This is a genomic window from Sphingomonas sp. UBA978 (genome assembly GCF_002292295.1).
Taxonomy (GTDB): domain Bacteria; phylum Pseudomonadota; class Alphaproteobacteria; order Sphingomonadales; family Sphingomonadaceae; genus Sphingomonas.
On the sequence record NZ_DBBS01000002.1, the window covers coordinates 59,907 to 82,079 of the forward strand.

Here is a 22,173-nt window from a genome sequence, read left to right on the forward strand (position 1 = left end):
TCGCGGCGCGGTTCATCGCGCCGTCAGCCGGATGCGATTAATCGGCGGCATTCCACCCGGAGTGCCGCCGATGTCGCGTAAAGTCCTGATCGCCCCCGCAATCGTCCTCAGCCTGATCTCGCTCGGGATCGCCGCCCCCGCCTCCGCCGCGATGACGGTTGCCACGTTCCTGACGAGGGCGGCACCACTGCGCGCCAACCCGTTCACCGCGCTGACCAACCCCGATTATCGGGTCCTCAAGGCAGAGGCGGACGCCGCAACCCGGCAATTGCGCGCCGAGGGCGCGGCGCGCGTCGCCGCGGGCAAGCGCCCGATCGCCTGCATGCCCGATGGCGAAAAGATCGGCATTCTCCAGATGCTCGGCGGCTTGGACGCGCTGTCCCCGGCAGAGAAGAAACTGCCGCTCAAGGACGGCTATGCGAAGGTTCTGGCCAAGACCTACCCCTGCTAATGCGGCGAGGGGTGGCGCTTGCGGCATCGTTTGCCCGTTGCCCACCGGCCGGGCACCCCGCTGCACGATCGCCGGACACCATTCCGCCCCGTCCTACACCGGTCGGCGCCTCTCCAGCCGCCCGCGAACGCACGGCGCAATCGTGGTCCTCTTGCCCATGTCGCCGCGCCCGCGACGGTTCAGTCGGTCAGTCCGTGCAGCGTCAGCAGCACGAGGAACAGCAACAGCGCCGTCCACGCGAAGACCAGCAGCACCGCGGTCCGCCACGCCGCCGATCGCTTGCGCAGCGAATAGGCGCCGCGCAACTGCCGGAACATGTGCACCGGGGGCAGCACATAGACCGCCAGCACCAGCCAGCCGGCACTCACCCCGACGACCCCCGCCAGCATCAGCGCGATGACCATCAGCATCATGAAGGCGAGGCTGTAGGTGACGAAGATCGCATGATCGTACAGCCCGAACCGCCGCCGCCACAGGAACAGCAGCGCGACGAGCGGCGTCGAGATCGGGATCAGCAGCCAGCTGTATTTGTACGTGCTGGTCTGCAGCTTGTAGAGGGCGAGGCCGGGGTTCTTGTTCGCCTTGTCGATGCCGTGATCAAGCGACGCCCAGCCGGTCTTGAACGTGGTCAGCTTGAAATCGGTGTCCGATGCATCGCCCGCCTGCGTCTTCTTCAACGCATCGCGCGTGGTGCGCAGCGCGGTGATCTCGCGGTCGATCTCGACCGTCGGCCTGCCCGCCGCGGCTAGGGTGGCGCGCTGTCCCTCCGCCTTCTCCAGCGCCGCCTCCGCCTTTTCCACCCCGCGGGCGAAGCCGACCATGTTGCGGCTCATCGATTCGGGCGACACCGCCTCGGCGATGTCCCCGCCCAGCGCGCTGATCGTCGCGAACATCAGAAAGACGGTGAACAGGAACAGCGCCAGCGGCGACACGAACCGTGCCCGCTCGCCCGCGACGTAGCGGCGGGTCAGGTCGCCCGGCCGCCACAGCAGCATCGGCAGCGTCCGCCAGATCTTGCCCTCGAAATGGAAGACGCCATGCGCGATCTCATGGCCGATCGCGCCGACCGAGCGATGGACGTGCGCCGATTGCCCGCAGGCATGGCAATGCGCCCCGATCAGGCGCGTCCCGCAATTGAGGCATAGCCCGCCATGCGCATGGCCGGAGCCTTCCCCCGCGTGCGGCTCCACCGACCGGGCGGCGAGCGCGCCCGTGATGAAGTCCCCTGCTGCTGTGATATCCCCCGACATGGCGCCGAGCCTAGCAATCCTCCGATCATGGCGCGAGAGGCTTTGACGTGGTAATGAATGCCATGGCCGACGCAGACAATCCGACCGAAATGATCGCCGACATGGGCTGCCGCGCCCGCGATGCCGCACGCGCGCTCGCCGGACTGCCGACCGCGACCAAGGCGGCGGGCCTGCGCGCCGCGGCCACCCGGTTGCGCGCCGCGGAGGCGGACATCCTCGCCGCCAACGCCCGCGACGTGGCGGCAGGCGCGGCGAGCGGGCTGACCGCGGCGCTGCTCGACCGGCTGAAGCTCGATCCTGTGCGGGTCGCCGGCATGGCCGCGGGGGTCGAGGCTGTCGCCGGCCTCGCCGATCCGGTTGGCCAGACGATCGACCGGGTCGAACGGCCCAACGGCCTGTCGTTGTCGCGCGTCCGCGTGCCGATCGGCGTGATCGGCATCGTCTACGAATCGCGGCCGAACGTTACCGCCGATGCCGCCGCGCTCTGCGTCATGGCGGGCAATGCCGCGATCCTGCGCGGCGGGTCGGAGGCGCGGCACAGCAACCGCGCGATCCACGCCGCGCTGGTCGCCGGCTTCGCCGATGCCGGCCTGCCTGCGGACGCGGTGCAGCTGGTGCCGATCACCGATCGCGCGGCGGTCGGCGCGATGCTGGCGGCGGAGGGGGCAATCGACCTTATCATTCCGCGCGGCGGCAAGAGCCTCGTCGCGCGCGTCCAGGCCGAGGCGCGGGTGCCGGTGCTCGCGCATCTCGACGGCATCAACCACGTTTATATCGATGCGTCCGCCGATCCCGACATGGCGCGCGCGATCGTCGTCAACGCCAAGATGCGCCGCACCGGCGTCTGCGGGGCGATGGAGACGCTGCTGATCGATCGCGCCTACCCGCAGACGGGCGCATTGGTCGCCGCGCTGGCCGAAGCGGGGTGCGAGGTGCGCGGCGATTCCGCCATCGCCGCGCTCACCGGCGTCGCGCCGGCGGCTGCGGCGGACTGGGACACCGAATATCTGGACGCCATCGCCTCCGTCGCGCTGGTCGATGGTGTCGACGAGGCCATGGCGCACATCGCCCGCCACGGCTCGCACCACACCGATGCGATCGTCGCGGCGGACGAGGCGGTGGCCGAACGCTTCCTCGCCGGGGTCGACAGCGCGATCGTACTGTGGAACGCCTCGACCCAGTTCGCCGACGGCGGCGAATTCGGTCTGGGGGCGGAGATCGGCATCGCCACCGGCCGCCTCCATGCGCGCGGCCCGGTCGCGCTGGAGGGGCTGACGACCTACAAATGGGTCGGCCGCGGGACGGGGCAGGTACGCGGCTAAGTTGAGAAGCCGGCGCGGGCGGTCTATAGGACCCATATGGCCAACCTTCAGCCGCTCCATGCCGACATCGATGCCGAGACGATGGCGCTCGTCGATCGCGTCGCGCGGCGACGGGGCATGAGCAGTCAGGCATTTGCGGCGCAGGCGATCCGTAGGGCGGCGGAAAGCGATGACGATTTCGACGCGTTCATCCAGGTCGGCGTCGATTCGCTCGATCGCGGCGAGGGCATTCCGCACGAACAGGTGATGGCCGAACTCGACGCGATGATCGCCAAGCATCGGGCACGATGCGGGTAATCTGGTCGCCGCCGGCGCTGGACGACCTGCGCGGCATCGACGACTGGCTGACGCGGGAGGCACCGCCCGGCTTCGCCTTGCGGACGCTGGCGGCGGTGCGCCATCGCGCCCGGTTTCTCGAGGATTTCCCCCGCGGTGGCCGTCCGATCGCCGATGGTCACCGCATTCTGCGCGTCCATGAGACGCCCTATCTGATCCGCTACCGGATCGTCGACGCGGTCGTGGAGGTCATTCGCGTCCATCACGAACGCGAGGACTGGCAGCTCGAACCGTGACCCCCACCGGCCTGCTCGGCGGCTCGTTCAACCCGGCGCATCGCGGTCATCGCGGCATCACGCTGGCGGCGATCCGCGCGCTCGATCTCGACGAGGCATGGTGGCTGGTGTCACCCGGCAATCCGCTGAAGGCGGGCGCGCGCGACATGGCGCCGCTTGCCGCGCGCCTTGCCTCGGCCCGGCGGATGGCGCGCCGCGCGCCGATCCGCGCAAGCGATATCGAGGCGCGGCTGCACACGCGCTACACGCTCGACACATTGCGCAAGCTCCAGCGCCGCTACCCGAAGCGGCAGTTCATCTGGTTGATGGGGGCGGACAATCTGGCGCAGTTCCACCGCTGGCGCGACTGGCGCGGGATCGCGCGCACGATGCCGATTGCGGTGATCGCCCGTCCGGGGTATGAGCGTTCGGCCCGCGCGAGTGTCGCGATGGGTTGGCTGCGGCGCTTCCAACGGCCCGCATGCCAGGCGAAGCATTGGACGACGTGGAGATTGCCGGCACTCGTGCTGTTGCGCTTCCGCCCCGACCCTACCTCCGCGACCGCGGCCCGAGCGGCCGATCCCGACTGGCACCGGCATTTTCCGGGCCGGCAACCCAGGAGTCACCTTGGCGAGTAACCCCCAGGCCGTTCGACCGGCCGACCCGGCCGAAGTCGAGGCCTTGCACCGGCTTATCATGGCGTCGCTCGACGACGACCAGGCGGAGGAGGTCATCACGATCCCGCTCGCCGGCAAATCCTCGATCGCCGATCATATGGTCATCGCCAGCGGGCGGTCGACGCGCCAGGTCGCGTCGATGGCGCACAAGCTTGCCGAGAAGATCAAGGCGGAATTCGGCCGCAGCGTACGGATCGAGGGCCTGCAGACCGCCGACTGGGTGCTGATCGACGCGAACGACGTCATCGTCCACCTGTTCCGGCCCGAAGTGCGCACCTTCTACAATCTCGAACGGATGTGGCAGTTCGGCGATACCGTCTCCTCGTCGCTCAAGCCGCTCCCGCCCACGACCGAGGCCTGACATTCTCCTCCACATCGTGGCGCGCGGACGGATCGGGCGCTCGCCCGAATCGGAGCTGGTCGACCGCTATCTGAAGCGAATCGTCTGGCCGACGCGCGTCACCGAACTCCCCGATACCGGCGGCAAGCTGCCCGCGCTCGATCCGCAGACCGTCCGCGTCCTGCTCGACGAAAAGGGCGAGGTGCTGGGATCGATCGACTTCGCGCGCCGGCTGGAACGCTGGCGCGACACCGGCACGCGTGAAATCCGCTTCATGATCGGCGCGGCGGACGGCTTCGGCGATGCCGAGCGGGCGGAGGCGGACCTGCTCCTCTCGTTCGGCCGCGCGACCTGGCCGCACATGCTCGCCCGGGCGATGCTGGCGGAGCAGCTGTTCCGCGCGACGGCGATCCTCGCGGGCCATCCCTACCATCGGGAGGGGTGACGGTGGGGACGGTCCTGTCCCGGACCCGCCACGCGCGGCGAGCGGGAAAGACGACGCCGAAGCGTGACGGCACGCGCACCGCGTGCACGGCGCTGGCGCTCCTTGCCCTGACGCTCCCCGCGCAGGGCCAGACGCCGCCAGACCAACGTCAGCGCCTCGCCGCCGCCAAGCGCGACGCCGCGATCGCCACGCGGAAAGCCGCAGACCTCGCCCGCCGCGCCACCGCCGAACGCGACGCCGCCGACAGGGCGCGCGCGGAGGAAGCCGCGCTCGCCGCCCGCGTCACCGCCGCCGAGGCGACGCTGTCCGCTGCCCGCGCGCGACAGGCGATCGTCTCCGGCCTGCTCGCCGACCAGCAGTACGCGCTCGGTGTGGCGCAGGCGCCGGTCGCCCGCCTGCTCGCCGCGCTGACCGCGCTCGCCCGCCGCCCGACGGTGGTCGCGATCGCGCAGCCCGGGTCGGTCGACGATCTCGTCCATGTTCGCGCGGTGCTCGGCGGCGCGCTGCCGATCGTCCGCGAACGGACGCAGGCGGTCCGCCAGCAGATCGCCCGCACCCGTGCGCTGGAGGCGGATGCCGCGCTCGCCGCGGTGGCATTGCGCGACAGCCGTGCGCGGCTGGAGGCGGATCGCACCGCGCTCGCGCAGCTGGCGGCGACGCATCGCCGCCGCAGTCAGGCGCTGGGTCGCAACGCGATGAGCGAATCGGACCGGGCGCTGGCACTCGGCGAGCGCGCGCGGGACCTCGTCGAGCAGCTCGACAGCGGCGATGCGGCGCGGGCGACCGCGGCCGGTCTCGCGACGCTGCCCGGTCCCTTGCCGAGGCCGCTTGCGCCCGGAACGGTCGCGCCGCGCCGGTCGGAGGGCGTCTACCGGTTGCCGGTGCGGGGCCGGCTGGTCACCGGGCTGGACGAAATCTCCGATTCGGGCGTGCGGTCGCGCGGGCTGACCTTCGCGGTCGCGGCGGCGGCGCCCGTCGTCGCGCCCGCGGCCGGCGTCGTCCGTTATGCCCGCGCGTTCCGCGATTATGGCGTCATCGTCATCATCGACCATGCCGATGGCTGGACGACGCTCGTCACCGGTCTGGGGCGGGCCGGCGTCGCGCGCGGGCAGCGCGTGGCGGCCGGGGCGCCGATCGGCGTGGCGGGCGGGGGCGAGGATCCGCGCGTGACGGTCGAACTGCGCCGTCGCGGCCGGCCGATGGACATCGCCGCGCTGCTCGGCTGAGCGGGAACGGGACCCCTCGTCGGGTCAGCCTGCATTCAGCGTCGCTGCGCTTTGCTCCGCGTCGATAAAGAGGCTAAACCCCCAGAGTTTTCCCGCCTTCAGGATGTTCGATGGCCCGTCCGCTGCTTACCGCGACCGCAATCCTCGGCTCGCTGTCCCTGATCCCGCTCGCGACGCAGGCGATGGCGGCGGTGGACACCGATACCTATCGCGAATTCGACCAGTTCCTCGACGTCTTCAACCGGATCAAGGCGGATTACGTCGACAAGGTCGACGACCAGAAGCTCATCAAGGGCGCGATTCAGGGCATGCTGTCCAGCCTCGACCCGCATTCGAGCTATGTCGACGCGCTCGATTACGACAATCTGCGCATCCAGACCGAGGGCAATTACGGCGGCCTCGGCCTCACCGTCCAGATGGAGGATGGCGCGGTCAAGGTGGTGGCGCCGCAGGAGGATACCCCCGCCTATCGCGCCGGCGTCAAGTCGGGCGACTATATCACGCATATCGACGGCAAGCTGATCTACGGCGAGACGCTGGACGAGGCGATCGGGCTGATGCGCGGCAAGCCCGGCACCAAGATCAGCCTGACATTGGTCCGCCCCGGCCAGGACAAGCCGGTCGATGTGACGATGAATCGCGAGATCATCATCCAGAAGCCGGTGAAATGGGAAGTCCGCGGCGATGTCGGCTACATCAACATCAACACCTTCTCCGAAAGCACCGGCGCCGACACCCGCGCCGCGATCATGGCGATCGACAAGAGCCTCGGCCATCGGCCGCTGGGTTATGTCGTCGATCTGCGCGACAATGGCGGCGGGCTGCTGACGCAGGCGATCGCGGTCAGCGACGCCTTCCTGGACCATGGCGAGATCGTCTCGCAGCGGGGCCGCGAAAAGGCGGATATCGAGCGCTATTTCGCCAAATCGGGCGACGATGCGCACGGATTGCCGGTGGTCGTGCTGACCAATCCCGGCACGGCGTCGGCGTCCGAGATCGTCGCCGGCGCGCTGCAGGATCACCACCGCGCGCTGGTGATGGGCGAGCGCAGCTTCGGCAAGGGATCGGTACAGACCCTGCTGCAGCTCGGCCCGCAGACCGCGCTGCGGCTGACCACCGCGCGTTACTATACGCCGTCGGGTCGCAGCGTGCAGGAAGGCGGGATCGAACCCGACATCCGCGTGCCGCAGATCAGCGACCCCGATTTCAAGACGCGCCCGGTCTTCCGCGAGGCCGACCTGCGGCGCCACCTCATCAACGAGGTCAAGGCGGACAACAAGGTGCTCGAGGAAGACACCAAGGACGATCCGCGCTTCGCGATGACGCCGGACCAGCTCAAGAAACAGGGCATCGAGGACTTCCAGCTTTACTATGCGCTGAAGACGGTCGCCCGCCTGGGCGGTGCGGCACAGGTCGCCGCCGCGACGAAGCCGAAGGTCAAGTGAGCCGCCCGCTGACCGCTGCCGAGCGCCGCGCGCGCTGGCTGGCGCTGCTGCTTCCTGCCGCGCTGCTCGCCGGCGCGTGGGGATCGCAGCTGATCGGGCATCTCTTCCCGTGCGAGATGTGCCACTGGCAGCGCTGGCCGCATTACGCCGCGCTGCCCTTCGCGTTGCTGGCCTTCGTCGTGCCGCAGCGGAGCATCGCCAAGGCGTTCGTCATCCTCGCCGCGCTGCTGATCGCCGTGTCGGGCGCGATCGGCGTCGCGCATGCCGGCGTCGAATATCATTGGTGGAACGGCTTCACCGCCTGCACCCAGACGGTCGACCTGCGCGGCCTCGGGCCGGAGGCGCGGCTGGATGCGCTGATGCGCGCGCCGGTCGTCCGTTGCGACGTGGCGCAATGGTCGCTGGCCGGAATTTCGCTCGCCGGGTTCAACGCGATCCTTTCGCTCGGCGGCGCGGGTCTTATCTTGTGGTGGATGAGGACATCCCGATGAGCCGCTGGAAACCGGGCGACCGGCGTGAACCGACGCAGGCGATGATCCGCGTCGATCAGGCCGGCGAATATGGCGCGACGCGCATCTATGCCGGGCAACTGGCGGTGTTCGGCGACCGGCACCCCGCCGCGCGCGCCATCCACCACATGGCGGCGCAGGAGGAGCGGCATCGCGCCTTTTTCGATGCGATGATCGTGCGTCGCGGCGTCCGCCCGACGCTCTTCCAGCCGTTCTGGGACAAGGCCGGCTTCGCGCTCGGCGCGATCACCGCGGCGATCGGCCCCAATGCCGCGATGGCCTGCACCGCGGCGGTGGAGACGGAGATCGACAAACATTATCAGGCGCAGCGCGACGAACTCGGCGGCAGCGATCCCGAACTGTCGGACGCGATCGCCGATTTCCAGGCGGAAGAGCTGGAGCATCGCGACCATGCGCTCGCCCATGGTGCGGAGCAGGCGGTCGGCTATCCGGTGCTCAGCGGCCTCATCCGGCTGGGCTGCAAGGTCGCGATCGCGGCCGCGAAGAGGATTTGAGAGGAGTGACGATGCGTACGATCATCGCGACCGCGCTGATGCTGACCGCCGGCCCGGTGCTGGCGCAGCAAACGGTTCCGCAGGCGACACCGCAGGCGGCGCAGGTCACCCAGACGCCGGCGCTGCCCGGCGCGGCCAAACCCGTCGTCATCGGCGCGCAGGGCGAGGTCGCCAAGCGCGCACCGGTCAACGGCGTGCTCGTCCTCTACGGCAACGAACGCTGCCCGACCAACAACGACGGCGACGAGATCGTCATCTGCGAACGCCGCAGCGCGCGCGAGCAATATCGCGTGCCCAAGGAGTTGCGCGAATTCGCGGTGACGCCGCAGAACGAAAGCTGGGCGGCGCGTGCGCAGGGCACGCTCGACGCCGGCGTCGGCGCGAACAGCACCGGCAGCTGCTCCACCGTCGGGGCGGGCGGCCAGACCGGCTGCTTCCTCCAGAACGCCCGCGCCGCGCGCAAGGAGAACAAGGCGCGCAAGGTCGAGGAAGCGCGCGTCCCCTGACGCTTGCATGCCGGACCCGATACGATACCGTGATCCGACGGGGACACGGATCGGGGGATCGATGGCGACGGTGATGACAGGGTCCGCGACGGCGACGAAGCCGGTCGCGGTCGACGGTTATGAACGCGGGCTCGCGGTGGCGGCAATGGTGCTGATCGTCGCCGTCATCGCCGCGCTGCTGCGCGGACAGGCGGAGTGGCGCGCGGTGCCGCCGTTCGTCTGGGCGCATATCGCCACGATCCTCGTCGCGCTCGTGCTGACCCCGGTGATCCTGCTCGGGCGTCGCGGCAACCGGCGCCACCGGGTGCTGGGCACGATCTGGGTGATCGCGATGCTGCTGACCGCGGCGCTGTCGTTCGGGATCCGCCTCAGCCAGGCGGGCGGGTTCGGCCCGATCCATATCCTGTCGGTCTGGGTGCTGATCCAGGCGCCGATCCTGTGGCATACCGCCCGCACGCATCAGGTCGCGCGGCACCGGCGCAGCGTGCGCGGGCTGGTCACCGGCGCGTTGCTGATCGCGGGCTTCTTCACCTTCCCGTTCGACCGGCTGCTCGGCCACTGGCTGTTTGGCTGAGCCGATGCGCGCCGTCCGTATCCTGCTGTTCGCGCTGGTGTGGTTCAGCTGCGCGTGGTTCGGATCGTGGGAACTCAACGCCAACAATGCGACGCGGATGTTCGCCGCCGTCAGCCTGGTCGAGGACGGCGATGCGACCATCGACGAATTCGCGCCGCTGACGATCGACAAGGCGGTGTTCGACGGCCACGCCTATCTCGACAAGGCGCCCGGCATGACGCTGATCGCGCTGCCGGCGGTGTGGCTCGCGAACGTGGCGAGCGGCGAGCGTAGTGCCGACTTCGGCACGGCACCGGCGGGGCCTGCGTTCGAACGATTCCTGCGCCTGCGGACGCGGCTCGCGGTGGCGACCGGTCCCGCGCTGCTGACCGCGCTGGCGGCGGTGCTGCTGTTCGACATGGCATCGGGCATCACCGGCAGCGCGGCGGCGGGCCTGTTCGCGGGCCTCGGCTATGCGCTGGGTACGCCGATCTGGGGCTGGTCGACGACCCTGCTCGGCCATGCGGTGGTCGCGGACTGCTATGCCATCGCGCTGTGGGCGGTGTGGCGGGGGACGCGACGGGCGGACGGCGGCATCGGTCATGCGCTGCTCGCCGGGGCGAGCCTCGGCTGGGCGGTCGCGGTCGAATACCAGGCGGTGCTCGCCGGTGCGGTCATCGCGCTCTGGGCGATCTGGCGGGTGCGGGAGCGGACGGATCGCTGGCGCTTGCTCGGTGCGGCGATGGCGGCGGGCGTCGTCGCGCTGCTGCCGCTCGGCCTCTACAATCTCATCGCCTTCGGCACGCCGTTCCGGATCGGCTATTCGGGCGTCGTCGGGTGGGAGGGCATGCATCAGGGGCTGTTCGGGCTCGGCGTGCCGCGGCTGCGGGCGTTGCAGGCAATCCTGTTCAGCTTCCGGCTCGGGCTGGTCTGGGTGGCGCCGGTGCTGGTACTTGCCCCGCTCGGCCTGTGGTTCTGGGTGCGGCACCGGCAGCATCGCGACGTTGCGCTGGTCGTGATCCTGACCGCGCTGGTCGTGCTGCTGGTCAACGCGGCCTATGTCTATTGGGATGGCGGCAACACCACCGGGCCGCGCTTCGCCATGCCCGCCGTCGCGCCGCTGGCGCTGGGGCTCGCGGCGGAGTGGATGCGATCGCACAGCCGCGGCGAGCGCACCGCGATGACGCTGGTGCTGACGCTGTCGATCGCGGTGAATGCGGCCATCGCCTCGGCCGACATCTTCGCGCCGCCGGTCACCGCCTTTCCGGTGTGGCAATGGGTGATCGCGGGCAATTTCGCCAACGGCTATCTGCGCAATGTGCCGGGCGAATGGTTCGGCTGGAGCGCGTGGGCCGGGTTCTACTGGTGGGCGGCGCTGGCGCTGCCCGCGATGGCGTGGCTCGGCTGGCGGGTGCGCACCCCTCAGGCGTGAGGCGCGCGCTTCAACCCGCGGACGCGGTGCCAGACGTAGAAGGCGACGAGCGCGACGAGGACGACGCCGATCAGCAGGTCCGCCTGATGAAAGGCCGCCTTGACGCGGGGGTCGCTGTTCCACTTGTCGCCGAGTTTCATGCCGACCCAGGCGAGGCCGAAGCACCACGGCCAGCTGCCGATGAAGGTATAGACGTGGAACGGCACCAGCCGCATGCGGGCGACGCCCGCGGGGAAGGCGATGAAGCTGCGGATCACCGGCAGCAGGCGACCGATCAGCACCGCGGCCGAGCCCCAGCGCGCGAAGAAGCGGTCCGCCGCGTCCAGTTCGCCCGGCCCGATCAGCACGTAGCGGCCCCAGCGTTCCGCCATCGGCCGGCCGCCGCGCTTGCCGACCTCATAGGCGACGATCGAACCGAGGTTGCAGCCGATCGCGCCGGCGGTCGCCGCCAGATACAGGTCGAACCGCCCGGTCGAAACCAGATAGCCGGCAAACGGCATGATGATCTCGGACGGCAGCGGGATGCATGCGCTCTCGATCGCCATCAGGATGGCGATGCCGACATAGCCGCCGCTGGAGATCACCCAGATGGTGAAGGTGGCGAGGACGCCCAGGATCTTCTCGAACATGGGCGTGGGGCTTGGCGGATCGCCGCGACAAAGGGAAGGGGGGAACCGACCGCCGGGGTGGCGCGCTCAAGCGGACATGACCGATCTGACCTTCAACGATGGCCGCACCATGCCCCAGCTGGGCCTCGGCACCTGGAAACTTCCCGACGGGCAGGCCGCGGGGGTGGTGCGCCGCGCGCTCGACCTCGGCTATCGCCTGATCGATACCGCCGCCATCTACGGCAACGAACGCGGCGTCGGCGACGGGGCGCAGGGCAGCGAGGCGTTCGTCACCACCAAATTGTGGAACGACCGGCAGGGCGACCCCGCCGCGGCGCTGGACGAAAGCCTGTCGTTGCTCGGGCTCGAGGCGGTCGACCTCTATCTGATGCACTGGCCGGTGCCGAGCCAGGACCTCTACGTCGATGCGTGGAAGGCGATGGTTGAGCTGCGCGAGGCGGGCAAGACCCGATCGATCGGCGTATCGAACTTCCTGCCCGAGCATCTCGATGCGATCATCGATGCGACCGGGGTGACGCCGGTGCTCAACCAGATCGAGCTTCACCCGCGCCATCAGCGGCGCGAGGAGCGGGCGTATCACGAAGCGCATGGCATCGTGACGCAGGCGTGGAGCCCGCTGGGGCAGGGCGGCGACCTGTTGCGCGATCCGGCGATCGTGGCGGTGGCGGAAAAGCACCGGCGCTCGGCGGCGCAGGTGGTGATCGCCTGGCATCTCGCGCACGGATTCTCGGTGATTCCGAAGGCGGCCGACCCCGAACATATGAGCGACAATCTCGCCGCGCTGGACCTGACGCTGGACGCGGACGACGTGGCGGCGATCGAAGCGCTCGATTGCGGCGAGCGGATGGGGGAGGATGCCCGCGCGATGTGATGCGTGAGGTGCGGGACCAGAGCCCGCATCAACGTCACCGCGGAGCATGTCCGGGGTGACCCGGCGATTGGCGGACGCTCCTACGCCAGCGCCGCCTTCGCCAGTTTCAGGTCTTCCACGAACCGCGCAAATTCGTCCTGCTTCTGCGCTTCGTCGGGCAGGCGCAGTAGATAGCTGGGGTGGACGGTGATCCACGCCTCGCCGCCTTCGGGCAGCGTCACCGGACGGCCGCGCTCGCGACCGATCGTCACCGTGCGGCCGAGCAGCGAGCGGGCGGCGGTGGCGCCGAGCGCGACCGTCACCTGCGGGCGGATCAGCATCCGTTCCTGTTCGATCCACCAGCGGCAGGCGGTGATCTCGCCGGTGTCGGGTTTGGCGTGGATACGGCGCTTGCCGCGCTGTTCGTATTTGAAATGCTTGACCGCGTTGGTGACGTAGACGCGGGCGCGATCGATCTCCGCGGCGGCGATCGCACGGTTGAACACCTGCCCCGCCGGGCCGACGAAGGGGGTACCGGCAAGGTCCTCCTGATCGCCCGGCTGCTCGCCGACGAACATCATCGCGGCATCGACCGGGCCTTCCCCGAACACGGTCTGCGTCGCGTGCCGGTAGAGGTGACAACGGGTGCAGCTCGACGCCTCGTCGCGCAGCGCCTCCCAGGCTGCTTGGGCATTGCCGCCGATTCCGGAGGCCGCCTTGTCGCGGGCGGTGTCGATCATGCCGCTCTCCCGTGCCTGTGCGCCCGCGATCAACTGGCCGACCAAAGCGGTTTCGGGCATGTTCTTCCAGTATTTGCGGGGCATTTCCTTGAGCATCGCGCCGATCTTCACCCGCGCGGGATTGAAGATGCTGGCGTAATAGGTCTTCCACACCTCTTCGGTCGGGTCGCCCTCGGGCGCGTCCGCCTTGCTCGCGCCGGGACCCTCCGACAGCGCCTTGCCGTCCCAGTGGAGCGACACCTCCGGCGTCAGGATCGACCAGCGCATGCTGGCGAAGCGGTTGACGAAGAAGGCGGCATTGGCGCGGACGATATGATGCTCGGGCTCGAACCAGGCGACGTAGCGGCTGGTGCCGTCATCGTCCTGCATCTCGCGAAAGCGCAGGAACGCGCGCATCTTGTGGATATCCCGGCGGACGTTCTTGGCGATCACCTCCAGCCGGCGGACCAGCGGATCGGCCTGATCCTCCATCAACTTGGGTTCGCGGCGCAAGCGGCTGAGTGCGGTGTAGAGCAGCGAAAACCGCTCGGGCTCGTCCGCCATGACGACGCTGCGGGCGAGGTCGATGAAGGCGCGGGGGACGGAAAAGGGGCTCGGCGCCTGCGTTGCGGGCGCGTCGTCGGGTGGTGCGGTGGCGAACAAGTCATCCGGCGTGTCGCCGACCTGCCAGACCACATCGTCAGGCGGCACTTGCTCGGCGGCAAGCGCGCGGGCGGTGTCGCGCCATGCGTCGAAGTCGTCGGGGGCGGGAAGTATGGCTATGCGCATGGGTTAAGGCGTTCGTCCGATCGAGGATTGCCGGAAGCAGTCATTCCCTCCTTCCGTTCCCCGGCGAAGGCCGGGGCCCAGTTGCACCAACATTTGTGAGAATCGGCGCGATGCCATCCGAAAAGCGTACCCAACTGGGCCCCGGCCTTCGCCGGGGAACAGGGCGGGACAAGGGGCCGGAGTCTCACATAGCGCGCCCCTCACGGCGTCAGTCGCGCTCGTCGCCGCCGGGCGGGTCGGCCTTGGCGATCTTCAGCTCCTCGGGCTTGCGCTCCTCGTAGATGGTCGCGAGTTCGTCCTCGGTCGCGTCATCGAGTTCCTCGGCGGCGGCGGGGAACATCTCTTCCTCTTCCTCGGTGATGTGATGCTCGTAGCGGCGGCGCATGTGGAAGAACTTCTCGCTCCACGCGTCCGATCCGAAATCCTCGTCCGCCATCTCGCCGAGCAGGTCGTCGACCTCCTTGTGCTCGCTGACCGAATGGCGGGCGTCGTCGCGCAATTCGGGATCGCGCAGCATCGTCGCGTACAGTGATTCCTCCTCGGCGGCGGCATGGCTCTGGATTTCGAGGCGGAATGCCTCGAACAGTTTCTGGCGCTTGGCGCCGTCGCCCTGCAGCTCCGCGAGCTCCTTCAGCATCGCGCGCTGCTTGTCGTGGTCCCGCTTCAGGTCCGCGTAAATCTGTGCCAGCGCCATGGTGAAATCTCCTTCGTCGCTCCAACCGGCGACGGGCGCGGGCGTTTCACCCGCGAGTCATTCTCACGCCGCGAACAGCTCGAGCTGCTGTTTCCGGGGCGCGACCAGCGGCCGCAGCTCGGCGCGATCGGTCAGCGCGACCGGGCGCCAGTCCTCGGTGACGATGAAGGGACGCATCTTGGCGATGCTGACGGTCAGCCGCGCGACATCGTCGAGGCGCAGCCGGCGCCAGCGGCGGCTGGCAAGGATGCGGTTGACCGCCTTCACCCCCAGCCCGGGCACGCGCAGCAGCATCTCGCGCGGTGCACGATTGACGTCGACGGGGAAGCTCTCGCGGAACTTGAGCGCCCAGGCGAGCTTGGGATCGATATCGAGCGGCAGCATGCCGGTGGCGTCGTCCGCCGCGGCGACGACCTCGTGCGGGCTGTAGTCGTAGAAGCGCATCAGCCAGTCGGACTGGTAGAGCCGGTGTTCGCGCATCAGCGGCGGGCGTTGCAGCGGCAGCACCGTGCTGGCGTCGGGGATCGGGCTGAACGCGCTGTAATAGACGCGGCGCAGCCCGAACCGATCGTAGAGTGTCGAGGCGCGGGTGACGATCTCGCCATCGGTGGCGGCGTCGGCACCGACGATCATCTGCGTCGACTGGCCGGCCGGCGCGAAGCGGGGCGCGGACCTGTACTTCTTGCGCGCATCGCCGTTGTCGACGATCGCGGTCTTCACGTCCTTCATCGCGCCCTCGATCCGCGCGCCGTCCTTTTCAGGGGCGAGGCGCTTCAGGCCGCTGACGGTCGGCAGTTCGACGTTGATCGACACGCGATCGGCATAGAGCCCGGCCTGATGGACCAGCTCCGGATCGGCATCGGGGATCGTCTTGAGATGGATGTAGCCGCGGAAATGATGGTCCTCGCGCAAGGATCGCGCGACCTCGACCATCTGCTCCATCGTATAGTTCGAGGACTTGATGATCCCTGACGACAGGAACAGCCCCTCGATATAATTGCGCTTGTAGAAGGCGATGGTGAGATTGACGACTTCCGCCGCCGTGAACCGTGCGCGGCGGACGTTGCTGCTCTTGCGGTTGATGCAATAATGGCAGTCGAAGATGCAGCTGTTGGTCAGCAGGATCTTGAGCAGGCTGATGCAGCGCCCGTCCGGCGCATAGGCGTGGCAGATGCCCATGCCCTCGGTCGAACCCAGCCCCTTGCCGTCGCGGCTGTCGCGTTTCGCCGTGCCGGACGAGGCGCAGGAGGCGTCGTATTTGGCGGCATCGGCGAGGATCGCGAGCTTTTCACGGGTGTCGAGCTGCGCCATCCGTTCGATATACGTTCTTGTTCAGTCACCTACAAGGTCACTCCGCCACCAACCGCGTCGCCGCGCCCAGATCGACCGACACCAGCCGGCTGACGCCGCGCTCCACCATCGTCACGCCGAACAGGCGGTGCATGCGGCTCATCGTCACGGCATTGTGGGTGACGATCAGATAGCGCGTGTCGGTTTCGCGCGTCATCCGGTCGAGCAGGCCGCAGAAGCGTTCGATATTGGCATCGTCCAGCGGCGCATCGACCTCGTCGAGGACGCAGATCGGCGCGGGGTTGGTGAGGAACAGCGCGAAGATCAGCGCGACCGCGGTCAGCGCCTGTTCGCCGCCGGACAGCAGGGTGAGCGATTGCAGCCGCTTGCCGGGTGGCTGCGCCATGATCTCCAGCCCCGCCTCGAGCGGATCGTCGGCATCGACCAGTGCCAGATGCGCCTGCCCGCCGTCGAACAAAGTCGTGAACAGGCGGCGGAAATGGCCGTCGACCGCTTCGAACGCCGCGAGCAGGCGCTGGCGCCCCTCGCGGTTGAGCGTGCCGATCGAGCCGCGCAGCCGGGCGACCGCCTGGCCGAGCTCGTCGCGTTCGGCGGCATTGCTCTTGCCGGCGGATTCGAGCGCGGCGAGCTCGGTGGCGGCAACGAGGTTGACCGGGCCGATGCGTTCGCGGTCGGCGGTCAGGCGTTCGTGCGCCTGCGCCTCCTCGCCCGGCGTGCGGACCGTGGCGGCATCGAAGCCGAGCCGTTCGGGCAGCACCGGCGCCGGGCAGGCGAAGCGTTCGCCCGACAGCCGGCCCATCTCGACCCGGCGGAGGTCCTGGTTCTCGAGCCGTGCCGCCGCGCCGGCGCGCTGTTCGCGGGCATGGGCGAGCGTTTCGGTGGTGCGGCGGTGGTCGTCCCCGGCGCGGGCGAGCACGCGATCGGCGTCGCGTTCGGCACCGGCCTGCGCATCCGCTTCCGCGCGCGCGGCCTCGTGGTCCGCCTCCTTCGCCCCGATCGCGGCGTCGAGTGCGGCGGGGCGGTCGGCGATTGCCTGTGCCTCCGTGGCGAGCGCGGCGTCGCGCCGGTCCATGTCGGCGATGCGCTTGGCCGCCTCGCCGGCGCGGGCGCGCCAGCTGCGGCCATCGGCCTGCGCCGCGGCGAGCCGCTCGCGATTCGCCTGTACCGCGCGGTCGAGCGTGGCGCGGCGTTCGCGCGCCTCCGCCACCGCGGTGCGGCGCCGGTCGGCGTCGTGCGCGCATGTCGCGACCGCAGCGGCGGCGTCATGTCCGTCGGGCAGCGCGTCGCGGACCGCGCCGGCGGTGGCGAGATCGGCCTGCGCCTCGGCGACGTCGCTGGCGATCCGCGCGGCGCGGGCGTCGAGGTCGGCGCGCTGCCCGGCGAGACGTTCGAGCGCGGCGGTGGCGCGATCCTCCGCGCGGTCGGCCTCGCGGACGGCGGCTTCGGCCTGGGCGAGGGCGGTGCGGCCGGCCTGCGCGGCGGCGCGCGCGGCGGCGATCGCCCGGTCGACCCCGGCGCGCGCGGCGTCGGCGGTCGCGACCGCGGCGGCGGCGTCGGGGCGGGCGGCGTGCAGCGCGTTCAGGCGGTTGAGCCGTTCGAGGCGTTCCGCGGCGGCGGCGCCGTTGCCGCTGGCGACGAAGCCATCCCAGCGCCGCAAGCGGCCGTCGCGCGTGACCAGCCGCTGGCCGGCGGCGAGCGGCTGGCCGCGATCCTCGGCGACGAAGGTCTGCGCGAGGCGGCGGGCGAGTGCGGCGGGCGCCTCGACCTGCGTGGCGAGCGGCACGGCGTCGGCCGGCGGCGCGGGGTCGCCCGGCTGCGGGGCGGCGCCGGTCCAGGCGGCGAGGCCGACCTCGAGATCGTCGCCGAGCGCCGCGGCGAGCGCGCGTTCGTAGCCGGCGGCGGGGACGAGATGGTCGAGCAGGCGGTCGCGGCCGCTGCGCTGCGTCGTCCGAATCAGCGCGGCGACCTCGCTGTCGAGCGCGGCAAGATCGGCGCGGGCGGTGGCGCGGGCGCTTTCCGCCGCATCGCGGCCGGCGACGGCGATCCGCTCCTCGGCTTCGGCATCCGCCAGCGCCGCGCGGGCGGTGTCGGCGCTCGTCAGCGCGGCGCGACGGCGCGCGGCGGCGTCGTCGCGGGCGGCGGCGAGCGGCGCTGCGTCGCCCAGCGCGGCGATCCCCTGCGCGATCTGCGCGGCGTCGCGGGCGGCGCGATCGGCGCGGCCTTGTGCGGCGGCGAGCGCGGCGGTGGCGACACGGGCCTCGGCCGCCTCGCTCGCCTGTCGGCTCAACGCCCGGGCGAGTGCGACCTCGGCATCGCGCGCATGTCGCTCGGCCTCGGCGAGCGTCGCGTCGAGGCCCGGGCTGTCCTCGGCGGCGGTCAGGATCGCGCGGTCGAGCGCCTTCACCTCCTCGCCGAGGCGGGCGAGCGCGTCGGCGGCATCCGCGGCGAGCGTGCCTTCGCGCGCACGATCCGCGGCGATGCCGCGGCGGGCGTCGGCGAGGTCGGCGACCCGGCGTACCGCGGCGTCGCGCTCGGTGCGCAGCGTGGCGAGCGCGTGGCCGGCCGCGCCGGCGCGGTCGCGGGCGGCGAGCGCGGCGGCCCGCATGGTGGCAACAGTCGCGGCGGCGTCCTGCTGCGCGCCCGCCGCGGCCCGTTCGGCGGCGGTGGCGGCGGCGACCTGCGCCTCGGCGGCCTGCGCCTCGGCACGGGCGGCATCGGCGGCGGCGACCGCGTCGCGCCAGCGGGCGAAGATCATCCGCCCCTCGGCGACGCGGATCTGTTCGGACAGCGCGCGATAGCGGTCGGCGGCGCGGGCCTGCCGGCGCAGCGCGGCGGCGCGGACATCCTGTTCGGCGATCAGTTCGTCGAGGCGGAGAAGGTTCGCCTCGGTGGCGCGAAGCTTCTGTTCGGCGTCCTTGCGGCGGACGTGGAGGCCGGCGATCCCCGCCGCCTCTTCCAGCATCGCGCGGCGTTCGGCGGGCTTGGCGGCGATGACCGCGCCGATACGGTTCTGGCTGACCAGCGCCGGGCTGTGCGCGCCGGTGGCGGCATCGGCGAACAGCAGCGCGACGTCCTTCGCGCGGACGTCGCGGCCGTCGATGCGATAGGCGCTGCCGGCGCCGCGTTCGATCCGGCGGACGACCTCGCGCTCGTCCGGGTTGGCGGCGTCGCCGGTGTCGAGCAGGATCGACACCTCGGCAAAGGCGCGCGGCGGCCGGGTGGCGGTGCCGGCGAAGATCACGTCCTCCATCCCGGCACCGCGCAGCGACCGTGCGCTGTTCTCGCCCATCGTCCAGCGCAGCGCCTCGAGCAGGTTGGACTTGCCGCAGCCGTTGGGGCCGACGACGCCGGTCAGGCCCGGCTCGATGCGCAGATCGGCAGGGTCGACGAAGCTCTTGAAGCCGGCGATGCGGAGCCGCTTGATCTGCACGGGCGTGGGGTGCCGGGTTCCGGGTGGGGTTTCAAGCTCTGCGCGCGGCGGCGGGCGTCAGGAAGAAGGTGGTTCACGCGGAGACGCGGAGAAGAAGGGGGCGCCGGGGCGCTGTCGTCCGTCTTCCTCCGCGATCTCCGCGCCTCTGCGCGCAGAAAATGTCACGCGAAGGCGCGAAGCCGCGACGATGAAGCGGCTTCGCGGAAGAGGGGGAGATGCCACGGGTGGAACACCTCCGCGTCTCCGCGTCTTCGCGTCTCAGCGCGAAAGCCCCTCTTACGCGCCCGCCGCCTTGAGCAGCGGCTCCCTCTGCGCGTGGCGATGCGCGTCAGGAAGAAGGTGGTTCACGCGGAGACGCGGAGACGCGGAGAAGAAGGGCGCGCCGGAGGCGCTGTCGTCCGTCTTCCTCCGCGATCTCCGCGCCTCTGCGCGCAGACATGTCACGCGAAGGCGCGAAGCCGCGACGATGAAGCCGCTTTGCGGAAGAGGGGGAGATGCCACGGGTGGAGCGTCTCCGCGTCTCCGCGTGAACCCCTTCTTCGCGTCTTCGCGTCGTCGCGCGAAATCCCCTCTTACGCGCCCGCCGCCTTGAGCAGCGGCTCCAGCTGGCCCCAGGTCACAGCTTCGGCCTTCTTGCCGTTGATGAGCAGGGTCGGCGTGCCGGCGACGGTGCCGTCGGCGCTCTTGTCCTGCGTCTGCTTGGTCCAGCGGTCGATCTGGGTCATGTCGGCGAGGCAGGCGCGGGCCTTGGCTTCGGGGATGCCGCGCTGCTTGGCGAAGTCGACGAGGCCCATCTGTTCGGCCATGATGCGGATCGCGTCGACCGGCTTGGCAGACTGCAATTGCGCCTGCACCGGCTGCGGCGTCGCCTGCAGCTTGGTGTTGAAGCCGTCCTGCGCCTGATACATCTGGTCGAGGATCGGGAAGAAGGCGGCGGGATCGGTGCAATTGCCGAGCAGCGCGGGCGGCAGGTCGGGCGCGCCGTGGACGAGGAATTCGCGATATTCGAAGCTCACCTTGCCCGACTTCACATAGGTGTTCATCAGCGGCCCGAAGCTTTCGCGGGCGAGCGCGCCGCAGGTCGGGCAGAGGCGCGAGCCATATTCGACCAGCTTGATCGGCGCGGCCGGATTGCCGACGATCGTCCCCTCGGCGGTGCGCGAGACGGTGTCGGTCCAGTTCTGGCCCGCCGGCGCGGTGACCGCGGCGACGGGCGAGGCCGGTGCGGACGGCGTGCCGGTTTCCTTGGAACAGCCGGCGAGCGCCAGCGGCAGGACGAGGAAGGACGCGAGCAACTTCATGATTTTACGCTCCATAAACGATCACTTGACCCCCTTGGCACGCAAGACGGGTTCGAGCTTGTCCCAGACCAGCGGCGGCTGGAGTTCGCCGTTGACATAGAAGGTCGGCGTGCTGCGCACCTCGATCGGCGCATCGCTGGTCATCGCCGTGATGCGGTCGATCGCGCCCTTGTCGGCGAAACAGGCCTTGATCGCGGCCGGCTTCAGCCCACGCGCCTGCATCACCGCGGTCAGACCGGAGGCATCGGCATAGCGGCGCGCCTGCGCCACCAGCGGCTGCTGGTCGATCGTCGGGTTCGCCTGCTGATAGGCGGCGACCTTGGCCAGCCACGTTTCCTGCGTCGCGAAGATCAGCGCATGCGCCGCACCGAAGCCGCGCGGCCCGGCGCAACGCGCGAGAATCGCGGCGCCGAGGTCGGCGGGATCGCGGATCAAATGGCGATATTCGAGGCTGAGCTTGCCCGACCGGATCATCTGCCCCTTCAGCACGGGCGCGCTGGCATTGGCGAAATCGGCGCAATGCGAACAGGTGTAGCTGCCATATTCGACCAGCTTCACCGGCGCGGCGGGGTTGCCGAACACATAGGCGCCCTTCGCGGTCGGGCGCGCGACCTGGCTCCAGTCGGTCGCCGGCGCCGCAGCGATCAGTGTCAGGGCGAGGGGGGCAATGGTGAAAGCGAGCGGGACCAACGGGCGCATCATCAACCTACCTTGGGGATGCCGCGGGTGGCGTGGACGCCTGCGGCGAGCGATTCGAGCACGGCGCGCAATTCGGGATCGCCGATGACCTTCAGGCCCTCGCCGATCTCGGGCGGTGCGGGTTTCAGCGACGGCGGTGCGGTGCGCGGCATCGGCTTGGCGACCTCGCCCTGGCGGATCGTCAGCCGGGCGACCGCGGCATAGCCGAAGAAGCGGTTGACCCGCTCGATGATCTCGGGCGCGATATGCTGCATCATCGGCGCATGCGCGCCGCGCACGACGATGGTGAGCACGCCGTCCGCCTTCTTGCCCGGCGGGAAGCGCAGCGATTCGGGGTTGGAGGCGGCGGCCCAGCGCGCGCCGACGATCTCCGGCCAGCGGGTGACCAGCGCGCTCTGTACGAAGCCGAATCGCTTGAACGCGGCGCCATGGATCGCGGGCAGCAGTTCGCTGACCGCGCGGGCGCGATTCTGGCGGGGGGCTTCGACTGGGGGGGCGCCGGCGCGCTTGCTCATCGCGCGACCCATGC

24 protein-coding genes are annotated in these 22,173 nt (G+C 70.3%); 15 read left to right on the forward strand and 9 right to left on the reverse strand.

Features of this window, described 5'->3' with window-relative positions:
• Positions 1 to 70 precede the first annotated feature (70 nt).
• Positions 71 to 451 carry a hypothetical protein gene (locus tag B2515_RS00320; RefSeq protein WP_293872571.1) on the forward strand — a complete coding sequence of 127 codons (381 nt, stop codon included), beginning with the start codon at positions 71 to 73 and terminating at the stop codon, positions 449 to 451.
• 179 nt (positions 452 to 630) lie between these two features.
• Here B2515_RS00320 and B2515_RS00325 read toward each other — a convergent pair whose 3' ends face one another.
• Positions 631 to 1,701 (reverse strand): DUF3667 domain-containing protein, encoded by a 1,071-nt coding sequence (locus B2515_RS00325; protein ID WP_293872573.1) that lies wholly within the window; start codon positions 1,699 to 1,701, stop codon positions 631 to 633.
• A gap of 62 nt (positions 1,702 to 1,763) precedes the next feature.
• On the opposite strand from B2515_RS00325, the gene B2515_RS00330 reads away from it, so the two are divergent.
• The 13 genes from B2515_RS00330 to B2515_RS00390 all read left to right on the forward strand — a co-directional run bounded on the left by B2515_RS00330 (position 1,764) and on the right by B2515_RS00390 (position 11,222).
• Complete coding sequence (locus B2515_RS00330) at positions 1,764 to 3,023, forward strand: glutamate-5-semialdehyde dehydrogenase (protein ID WP_293872575.1); 1,260 nt, start codon at positions 1,764 to 1,766, stop codon at positions 3,021 to 3,023.
• A gap of 36 nt (positions 3,024 to 3,059) precedes the next feature.
• Positions 3,060 to 3,320 carry a CopG family ribbon-helix-helix protein gene (locus tag B2515_RS00335; protein ID WP_293872577.1) on the forward strand — a complete coding sequence of 87 codons (261 nt, stop codon included), beginning with the start codon at positions 3,060 to 3,062 and terminating at the stop codon, positions 3,318 to 3,320.
• Positions 3,311 to 3,595 carry a type II toxin-antitoxin system RelE/ParE family toxin gene (locus tag B2515_RS00340; RefSeq protein WP_293872579.1) on the forward strand — a complete coding sequence of 95 codons (285 nt, stop codon included), beginning with the start codon at positions 3,311 to 3,313 and terminating at the stop codon, positions 3,593 to 3,595. Before B2515_RS00335 ends, B2515_RS00340 begins: the two co-directional genes overlap by 10 nt.
• Positions 3,592 to 4,212 carry a nicotinate-nucleotide adenylyltransferase gene (locus B2515_RS00345; protein ID WP_293872581.1) on the forward strand — a complete coding sequence of 207 codons (621 nt, stop codon included), beginning with the start codon at positions 3,592 to 3,594 and terminating at the stop codon, positions 4,210 to 4,212. The genes B2515_RS00340 and B2515_RS00345 overlap by 4 nt, the downstream gene beginning before the upstream one ends.
• Before the next feature lie 58 nt (positions 4,213 to 4,270).
• Entirely contained in the window at positions 4,271 to 4,612 is a 342-nt protein-coding gene (rsfS, locus tag B2515_RS00350; RefSeq protein WP_293872643.1) for a ribosome silencing factor, read from the forward strand.
• A gap of 1 nt (position 4,613) precedes the next feature.
• Positions 4,614 to 5,036, forward strand: coding sequence for a 23S rRNA (pseudouridine(1915)-N(3))-methyltransferase RlmH (locus B2515_RS00355; protein ID WP_293872644.1), 423 nt, complete (start codon positions 4,614 to 4,616; stop codon positions 5,034 to 5,036).
• Positions 5,037 to 5,038: 2 nt separating this feature from the next.
• Positions 5,039 to 6,262: a murein hydrolase activator EnvC family protein gene (locus B2515_RS00360; protein ID WP_293872583.1), complete on the forward strand. Its 1,224-nt coding sequence runs from the start codon at positions 5,039 to 5,041 to the stop codon at positions 6,260 to 6,262.
• A gap of 110 nt (positions 6,263 to 6,372) precedes the next feature.
• On the forward strand, positions 6,373 to 7,707 hold the full coding sequence (locus tag B2515_RS00365) for a S41 family peptidase (protein ID WP_293872585.1): 1,335 nt from the start codon (positions 6,373 to 6,375) through the stop codon (positions 7,705 to 7,707).
• On the forward strand, positions 7,704 to 8,198 hold the full coding sequence (locus B2515_RS00370; RefSeq protein WP_293872587.1) for a disulfide bond formation protein B: 495 nt from the start codon (positions 7,704 to 7,706) through the stop codon (positions 8,196 to 8,198). The genes B2515_RS00365 and B2515_RS00370 overlap by 4 nt, the downstream gene beginning before the upstream one ends.
• Positions 8,195 to 8,731 (forward strand): demethoxyubiquinone hydroxylase family protein, encoded by a 537-nt coding sequence (locus tag B2515_RS00375; RefSeq protein ID WP_293872589.1) that lies wholly within the window; start codon positions 8,195 to 8,197, stop codon positions 8,729 to 8,731. Before B2515_RS00370 ends, B2515_RS00375 begins: the two co-directional genes overlap by 4 nt.
• Positions 8,732 to 8,742: 11 nt before the next feature.
• Entirely contained in the window at positions 8,743 to 9,237 is a 495-nt protein-coding gene (locus tag B2515_RS00380) for a hypothetical protein (RefSeq protein WP_293872591.1), read from the forward strand.
• 73 nt (positions 9,238 to 9,310) lie between these two features.
• Positions 9,311 to 9,811, forward strand: coding sequence for a DUF2306 domain-containing protein (locus B2515_RS00385; protein WP_349676221.1), 501 nt, complete (start codon positions 9,311 to 9,313; stop codon positions 9,809 to 9,811).
• Positions 9,812 to 9,815: 4 nt separating this feature from the next.
• On the forward strand, positions 9,816 to 11,222 hold the full coding sequence (locus tag B2515_RS00390) for a hypothetical protein (protein ID WP_293872595.1): 1,407 nt from the start codon (positions 9,816 to 9,818) through the stop codon (positions 11,220 to 11,222).
• On the opposite strand, the gene B2515_RS00395 is transcribed toward B2515_RS00390, so the two are convergent.
• Positions 11,213 to 11,851, reverse strand: a complete 639-nt coding sequence (locus B2515_RS00395; RefSeq protein WP_293872597.1) for a DedA family protein — start codon at positions 11,849 to 11,851, stop codon at positions 11,213 to 11,215. The genes B2515_RS00390 and B2515_RS00395 overlap by 10 nt on opposite strands.
• A gap of 76 nt (positions 11,852 to 11,927) precedes the next feature.
• Between B2515_RS00395 and B2515_RS00400 the strand changes: the two genes are divergently transcribed.
• Entirely contained in the window at positions 11,928 to 12,722 is a 795-nt protein-coding gene (locus B2515_RS00400; RefSeq protein ID WP_293872599.1) for an aldo/keto reductase, read from the forward strand.
• Positions 12,723 to 12,802: 80 nt separating this feature from the next.
• On the opposite strand, the gene B2515_RS00405 is transcribed toward B2515_RS00400, so the two are convergent.
• The 7 genes from B2515_RS00405 to B2515_RS00435 all read right to left on the reverse strand — a co-directional run bounded on the left by B2515_RS00405 (position 12,803) and on the right by B2515_RS00435 (position 22,159).
• A complete protein-coding gene (locus B2515_RS00405; RefSeq protein ID WP_293872601.1) occupies positions 12,803 to 14,209 on the reverse strand; it encodes a UdgX family uracil-DNA binding protein in 1,407 nt (468 codons plus the stop codon).
• A gap of 208 nt (positions 14,210 to 14,417) precedes the next feature.
• Complete coding sequence (locus tag B2515_RS00410; protein WP_293872603.1) at positions 14,418 to 14,903, reverse strand: hemerythrin domain-containing protein; 486 nt, start codon at positions 14,901 to 14,903, stop codon at positions 14,418 to 14,420.
• A gap of 63 nt (positions 14,904 to 14,966) precedes the next feature.
• Positions 14,967 to 16,214, reverse strand: a complete 1,248-nt coding sequence (locus tag B2515_RS00415; protein ID WP_293872604.1) for a putative DNA modification/repair radical SAM protein — start codon at positions 16,212 to 16,214, stop codon at positions 14,967 to 14,969.
• Between the two features lie 37 nt (positions 16,215 to 16,251).
• Positions 16,252 to 19,644, reverse strand: coding sequence for a chromosome segregation SMC family protein (locus tag B2515_RS00420; RefSeq protein WP_293872605.1), 3,393 nt, complete (start codon positions 19,642 to 19,644; stop codon positions 16,252 to 16,254).
• A 572-nt stretch (positions 19,645 to 20,216) separates the two neighbouring features.
• Positions 20,217 to 20,945: a thioredoxin domain-containing protein gene (locus B2515_RS00425; RefSeq protein WP_293872606.1), complete on the reverse strand. Its 729-nt coding sequence runs from the start codon at positions 20,943 to 20,945 to the stop codon at positions 20,217 to 20,219.
• A 21-nt stretch (positions 20,946 to 20,966) separates the two neighbouring features.
• Positions 20,967 to 21,647, reverse strand: coding sequence for a DsbA family protein (locus B2515_RS00430; protein WP_293872607.1), 681 nt, complete (start codon positions 21,645 to 21,647; stop codon positions 20,967 to 20,969).
• Entirely contained in the window at positions 21,647 to 22,159 is a 513-nt protein-coding gene (locus B2515_RS00435; RefSeq protein ID WP_293872608.1) for a DUF721 domain-containing protein, read from the reverse strand. The genes B2515_RS00430 and B2515_RS00435 overlap by 1 nt, the downstream gene beginning before the upstream one ends.
• Positions 22,160 to 22,173 lie beyond the last annotated feature (14 nt).

Bases quoted from the DNA above. Each gene is read 5' to 3' on its own strand.
- B2515_RS00320 (WP_293872571.1), top strand. From the start codon at position 71: ATGTCGCGTAAAGTCCTGATCGCCCCCGCAATCGTCCTCAGCCTGATC.
- B2515_RS00325 (WP_293872573.1), bottom strand. From the start codon at position 1,701: ATGTCGGGGGATATCACAGCAGCAGGGGACTTCATCACGGGCGCGCTC.
- B2515_RS00330 (WP_293872575.1), top strand. From the start codon at position 1,764: ATGGCCGACGCAGACAATCCGACCGAAATGATCGCCGACATGGGCTGC.
- B2515_RS00335 (WP_293872577.1), top strand. From the start codon at position 3,060: ATGGCCAACCTTCAGCCGCTCCATGCCGACATCGATGCCGAGACGATG.
- B2515_RS00340 (WP_293872579.1), top strand. From the start codon at position 3,311: ATGCGGGTAATCTGGTCGCCGCCGGCGCTGGACGACCTGCGCGGCATC.
- rsfS (WP_293872643.1), top strand. From the start codon at position 4,271: ATGGCGTCGCTCGACGACGACCAGGCGGAGGAGGTCATCACGATCCCG.
- B2515_RS00365 (WP_293872585.1), top strand. From the start codon at position 6,373: ATGGCCCGTCCGCTGCTTACCGCGACCGCAATCCTCGGCTCGCTGTCC.
- B2515_RS00375 (WP_293872589.1), top strand. From the start codon at position 8,195: ATGAGCCGCTGGAAACCGGGCGACCGGCGTGAACCGACGCAGGCGATG.
- B2515_RS00380 (WP_293872591.1), top strand. From the start codon at position 8,743: ATGCGTACGATCATCGCGACCGCGCTGATGCTGACCGCCGGCCCGGTG.
- B2515_RS00385 (WP_349676221.1), top strand. From the start codon at position 9,311: ATGACAGGGTCCGCGACGGCGACGAAGCCGGTCGCGGTCGACGGTTAT.
- B2515_RS00390 (WP_293872595.1), top strand. From the start codon at position 9,816: ATGCGCGCCGTCCGTATCCTGCTGTTCGCGCTGGTGTGGTTCAGCTGC.
- B2515_RS00395 (WP_293872597.1), bottom strand. From the start codon at position 11,851: ATGTTCGAGAAGATCCTGGGCGTCCTCGCCACCTTCACCATCTGGGTG.
- B2515_RS00400 (WP_293872599.1), top strand. From the start codon at position 11,928: ATGACCGATCTGACCTTCAACGATGGCCGCACCATGCCCCAGCTGGGC.
- B2515_RS00405 (WP_293872601.1), bottom strand. From the start codon at position 14,209: ATGCGCATAGCCATACTTCCCGCCCCCGACGACTTCGACGCATGGCGC.
- B2515_RS00410 (WP_293872603.1), bottom strand. From the start codon at position 14,903: ATGGCGCTGGCACAGATTTACGCGGACCTGAAGCGGGACCACGACAAG.
- B2515_RS00415 (WP_293872604.1), bottom strand. From the start codon at position 16,214: ATGGCGCAGCTCGACACCCGTGAAAAGCTCGCGATCCTCGCCGATGCC.
- B2515_RS00425 (WP_293872606.1), bottom strand. From the start codon at position 20,945: ATGAAGTTGCTCGCGTCCTTCCTCGTCCTGCCGCTGGCGCTCGCCGGC.
- B2515_RS00430 (WP_293872607.1), bottom strand. From the start codon at position 21,647: ATGATGCGCCCGTTGGTCCCGCTCGCTTTCACCATTGCCCCCCTCGCC.
- B2515_RS00435 (WP_293872608.1), bottom strand. From the start codon at position 22,159: ATGAGCAAGCGCGCCGGCGCCCCCCCAGTCGAAGCCCCCCGCCAGAAT.